Here is a 5,004-nt window from a genome sequence, read left to right on the forward strand (position 1 = left end):
TTATATACTATTGTGAATATGAAGTGTTTTTTAAAAAAACTTATTGTTTAATAAACGGGAGGAAATGAAAATGAAAATATTTTCTAAATTACAAAAGATAGGGAAAGCATTGATGTTACCTATTTCTATTTTACCAGCTGCTGGTATATTATTGGCTTTTGGAGATAGATTGAATCTTCCATTAATGACTAATGCTGGAGGAATATTATTTGATAATTTACCATTGCTATTTGCTGTTGGTGCAGCGGTTGGATTGGCTGGTGAATCTGGGATTGCAGCATTAGCTTCAATTGTAGCTATATTAATAATAAATTCTACCGCTGGAATTGTAGCAGGAGTAACACCAGAAATGGCTTCTCAAGGTGGAGCATATGCTAGTGTTATGGGGATTCCAACTTTGCAGAGTGGGATATTTAGTGGACTTATATCTGGAGTGTTAGCTGCAACAATGTACAATAAATTTTTCAATATAAAATTACCAGATTTTTTAGGTTTTTTTTCAGGAAAAAGATTTGTTCCAATTATTACAGCACTTTTTGCATTTTTAATAGGATTAGGTTTTCCATTTGTTTGGGAACCAATTCAAAATACAATTGGGCTACTATCTAAATTGGCAAATGGGGAAAACCAAGCACTTTCAACTTTTATTTTTGGATTTACTGAAAGAGCATTAATCCCAACTGGATTGCATCATATTTTTTATTCTCCTTATTGGTTTAATTTTGGGGAATATACTACACACTCTGGAAATATTATAAATGGAGATCAAGCGATTTGGTTTAAAATGTTTGAAGAGGGAGTAAAAAACTTTTCATCAGAAAGTTATAAAAATGCAGGAAAATTTTTACAAGGGGAATATCCTCTAATGCTAATGGCTTTACCAGCCGCAGGATTAGCAATGTATCATGAAGCTCTTCCTAAAAATAAAAAATTAGTTGCAGGAATATTGTTATCAGCAGCGTTTACTTGTTTTTTAACGGGAATAACGGAACCTATTGAATTTACATTTATATTTGTAGCACCTGTTTTATACCTTTTTAATGCAGTATTTGCAGGAATATCTTATATGATGATGTATCTATTAAACGTACATATTGCTAAGTCGTTTTCTGCAGGATTTATTGACTTTTTATCATTTGGAATATTACCATCTTTATCAGGATATGAAACAAATTATATGATGGTTCTTATTTTTGGAACTGTTATGGCAATGTGCTATTATTTTGGATTCAGATTTTTAATAAGAAAATTTGATTTAAAAACACCTGGAAGAGAGGCATTAATAAATGATTTGGAAAATCAAAATGATAAATTTACTGATAAAGAGATTGCAGCAATGGCAATAAATTACTTAGGTGGAAATGAGAATATCAATTCTATTGATTATTGTATAACAAGATTGAGAGTTGAAGTAAAAGATACCTCTTTGGTCAATGAAGAAGGTTTTAAAAAATTGGGATCAAGTGGAACTATAAAAGTAGGAAAGTATGGAGTTCAAGTTATATTTGGAGCAAAAGCACAATTTATAGCTGGAGATATAAGAAATCTTTTAAAAAATTAAAAATATAGATATCTAAAAAACACGATTTTTAAATAAATCGTGTTTTTTATTTTATCAAAATACTCTAGAAAATTATTTTTTCTATCAGTGAGAAACAATTCATAGATAGCTCAATATATCAATGTAAATTTATTTCAATGGCAGCAATTAAAAATATAATTGAAACCAAGGTAATTACAATCATAAATGGGAATATGAATTTTAACCACTTTATAAAATTTATATCAGCAAAACTTAAAAATGCCATTGTTACAGCCATCGTAGGGAAAATAAGATTGGTAATACCATCACCCATCTGAAAGGCTATGATAGCTATTTGTCTAGAAATTCCCACAATATCAGATAATGGAATCATTATGGGCAGAGTGATCATAGCTTGTCCACTCCCAGAAGGGATAAATATATTGATTATTCCTTGAGTAAAAAACATTCCTATTGCAGTAAAAATAGGATTAGAATTTTTTAGAAAATTTGCCAAAAATTTGATTATGGTATCACTAATTTTAGATTGCTCAAGAAGTACTTGAATAGTTCTAGCCAATCCAACGGCCATAGCCGCAGGAAGTATAGACTTACATCCATCTATATAGATACCTGTAAATTTATTTAATGAGTATCTGTTGACTAATCCTGCAAAGAAAGCTCCAATAATATATATTGATGACATCTCAATAATGGACCATTTAAACTTAAGAGTTCCAATAATAATTACAACTATTGTAATTGCAAAAATAATCATTGTTATTTTTGATGTTTTATCAAAAACGCTTTCATACAAAACTCTATTAGATTCAACATCATTTTTTCGCTCTATCTTTTTTGCATATCTTATTAAAAAAATATTAACTACAACTAAATAAACTATAAGAAGTAATACTCTAAACCCTATTCCAGAAAACATTGGTAGACCAGATATATTATGGGCTATTCCTACAGTCCAAGCGTTAGTGGGACCAGCTGTCCATCCTATAATCAAGCTTAATAAAGGAATACTTATCCCCAATAACTTATCATATCCAAGCTCCAAACTTAAAGCAACACATATGGGAGCAAATGGAATTATGGCTTCTAACATTGAAGGAAATGCTCCAATTATTCCAAAGAAAATAGAGAGTGCAATAATAATAATTTTATTATTTCCTCCAAATTTTTTAAGAAGAGCAATAAGAGATTTTTTTATCGCTTCATTTGAGTCAAAAACTTGTATTGCACCACCAGTTAAAAGAATCATAACAAGAAGCATAGATGAAGAGTTTATCCCTTGAGGAATAGCTTTAAAAAAATCAAATATTCCAATAGGATTGCTTTCGATTATAGTAAAAGTCGTTGGATCTACAGTTGTTTTTCCATTTGATATAACCCTTGAAAACTCTCCTGCTGGAATAAAATAGGTACCTATACCAACAACTATCATTATGATAATAAGCATGGTGTATGTATTGGGAAATTCAATTTTTCTTTTTTTAACTTGTTTTTTATTCATAACCTTGCCTTTCAATTAATTTGATATGTCATAAAATTCTATTTTTTATCTGAGTAAATATATCAAACACAATGCCCTTAGCTGCCCATATTTTATAATCTCTGTCAAAATTTTCAGGTGTTAATGTCATAATAGTTTCAGATAAAATTGTGGAGACAACTTCTTGTATATCATCAAAATCATTAATAATATTTTTATTTAGAAGATATCTCTCAGCTTTTTCTAGGACAACTGGCTTTGAAGAGATAGCTCCAACAACAATATCAATTTTTTCTACAATTTGATTTTTTAAACTAAATCCTATACATAGGCCTATTCTTGAAATTGTTAATTTTTGTCTAAATCCAAGCTTTAAAAAAATTGATTCATAATTATAAATCACAGGGATTTTAAATTTTAAGATAGCTTCATCACTATTTAATTTGATTTTTCCAGGTCCTAAAATAAACTCCTTTATAGGAATATCAATTAGTTCACCTTTAGAGGAAGCTATGGTAACTATAGTATTTAACATATATAGAACAGGAAGCAAATCTGCAGCAGGAGAAGCATTGCCAATATTTCCGCCGATAGTCCCATTATTCCGTATTTGTACCGAACCTATATCTTTACAGGCATCTACAATACATGTGAAGTATTTCTGAATAATTTTATTATTTTGAATCTCTGTATGAGTAAGTGAGGCTCCTATCTCTATATAGTCATTATTATTTAAAGATATTTCTTTACTCTCCTTCACATTACCAATGTATAATAAAGCATCAGGAATAATGACTTTTTTATTTAATGAGATTCCTAAATCAGTTCCACCACTAATAATTTTGCTATTTTTTGTCATATTTTTTAAAAAAAGATACAACTCTTCTAAGTCATTTGGAATATAATGTTTTATCACCTATACTTCACCCCTTATCGCTTTTGCACTTTTTTTAACAGCACTAATAATTTGGACATATCCAGAACAACGACATATGTTTCCTGAAAGAGCTATTTTAATCTCCTCATCATTGGGATTTTTATTCTCATATAGTAATGCCTTTGTAGACATTATCATTCCTGTTGTACAATAACCACATTGTATTGCAATCTCTTCCAAAAAATATTTTTGAATAATGTCTAATTCTCCATTTTTATCCAATCCTTCAATAGTCAATACCTCTTTTCCTTGAAGTGTAATAGCATGAACCAAACATGAGTGAACAGCTTTTTTATCAATAATAACGGTACAAGCACCACACTCCCCTTCTGCACATCCCTCTTTTGTTCCTGTTAAATCAAGATCTTTTCTTAGAATATCTATTAATCTTTTCTCAGGACTTACCTCTAACTCCACTTTTTTTTCATTTACTATAAAGTTTAATTTCATTGTTTTTCACCTCTTTTTTGTAGATATTTTACAATGGCATCAGGATTTAAAGGCATTGTTCCTAAGGAGGAATTAAGAGCATTGTTAATGGCACCTGAAATAGCTGGAACAACTGGAACTATTGCTACCTCTCCAATTGATTTGGCTCCAAAAGGACCATCGGTATTTCCCTCCTCTATAAAAAAGACTTCTGTATCTGGTATTTCATAACAATTAATTAAATGATAATCTTTGAAACTTCCAGTACTTTTACCAAGACTATTAATTGTCATTTTTTCAGAAATAGCAGCACCAATACCCATTAGTATGGCTCCCTGGATTTGAGCAATACAAAGCTCTTTATTTATGACCTTACCAATGTCATGAAAAGCCATATATTTTAAAACTTTTGTCATCCCTGTAAAAGTATCAACTTCTACTTGTGCAAAATGTGCTGCAGTAGTACCTGGATTGCTTTCGTTTTTATAATGCACAGAAACAAAGAGCTCTTTCTGTTCAACAAACATTGAATGGAATACTATTTCTTTAAAAGAAATACTAATATTGTCATCAAATTTTGATATAATATGTCCATTTTTTATATCTAAAAAATTG

At 29.8% G+C, this 5,004-nt stretch carries 5 protein-coding genes; 1 reads left to right on the forward strand and 4 read right to left on the reverse strand.

The genetic code is table 11. The features are described 5' to 3' along the window. Positions 1 to 70: 70 nt before the first annotated feature. On the forward strand, positions 71 to 1,561 hold the full coding sequence (locus tag ACMOUI_RS07545) for a PTS transporter subunit EIIC (protein WP_418965119.1): 1,491 nt from the start codon (positions 71 to 73) through the stop codon (positions 1,559 to 1,561). A 118-nt stretch (positions 1,562 to 1,679) separates the two neighbouring features. On the opposite strand, the gene ACMOUI_RS07550 is transcribed toward ACMOUI_RS07545, so the two are convergent. The 4 genes from ACMOUI_RS07550 to ACMOUI_RS07565 form a co-directional block, all read right to left on the reverse strand. Then, positions 1,680 to 3,044, reverse strand: a complete 1,365-nt coding sequence (locus ACMOUI_RS07550) for a YfcC family protein (RefSeq protein WP_418965120.1) — start codon at positions 3,042 to 3,044, stop codon at positions 1,680 to 1,682. A gap of 28 nt (positions 3,045 to 3,072) precedes the next feature. Further along, on the reverse strand, positions 3,073 to 3,939 hold the full coding sequence (locus tag ACMOUI_RS07555) for an FAD binding domain-containing protein (protein ID WP_418965121.1): 867 nt from the start codon (positions 3,937 to 3,939) through the stop codon (positions 3,073 to 3,075). Continuing rightward, positions 3,940 to 4,410: a (2Fe-2S)-binding protein gene (locus ACMOUI_RS07560; protein ID WP_418965122.1), complete on the reverse strand. Its 471-nt coding sequence runs from the start codon at positions 4,408 to 4,410 to the stop codon at positions 3,940 to 3,942. Further along, positions 4,407 to 5,004: molybdopterin cofactor-binding domain-containing protein (locus ACMOUI_RS07565; protein WP_418965123.1), on the reverse strand; the 598-nt coding region annotated here is incomplete at its 5' end. The genes ACMOUI_RS07560 and ACMOUI_RS07565, both read right to left, overlap by 4 nt.

Source organism: Cetobacterium sp. (genome assembly GCF_048470075.1).
Lineage (GTDB): Bacteria > Fusobacteriota > Fusobacteriia > Fusobacteriales > Fusobacteriaceae > Cetobacterium_A.

Bases quoted from the DNA above. Each gene is read 5' to 3' on its own strand.
- ACMOUI_RS07550 (WP_418965120.1), bottom strand. From the start codon at position 3,044: ATGAATAAAAAACAAGTTAAAAAAAGAAAAATTGAATTTCCCAATACA.
- ACMOUI_RS07560 (WP_418965122.1), bottom strand. From the start codon at position 4,410: ATGAAATTAAACTTTATAGTAAATGAAAAAAAAGTGGAGTTAGAGGTA.
- ACMOUI_RS07545 (WP_418965119.1), top strand. From the start codon at position 71: ATGAAAATATTTTCTAAATTACAAAAGATAGGGAAAGCATTGATGTTA.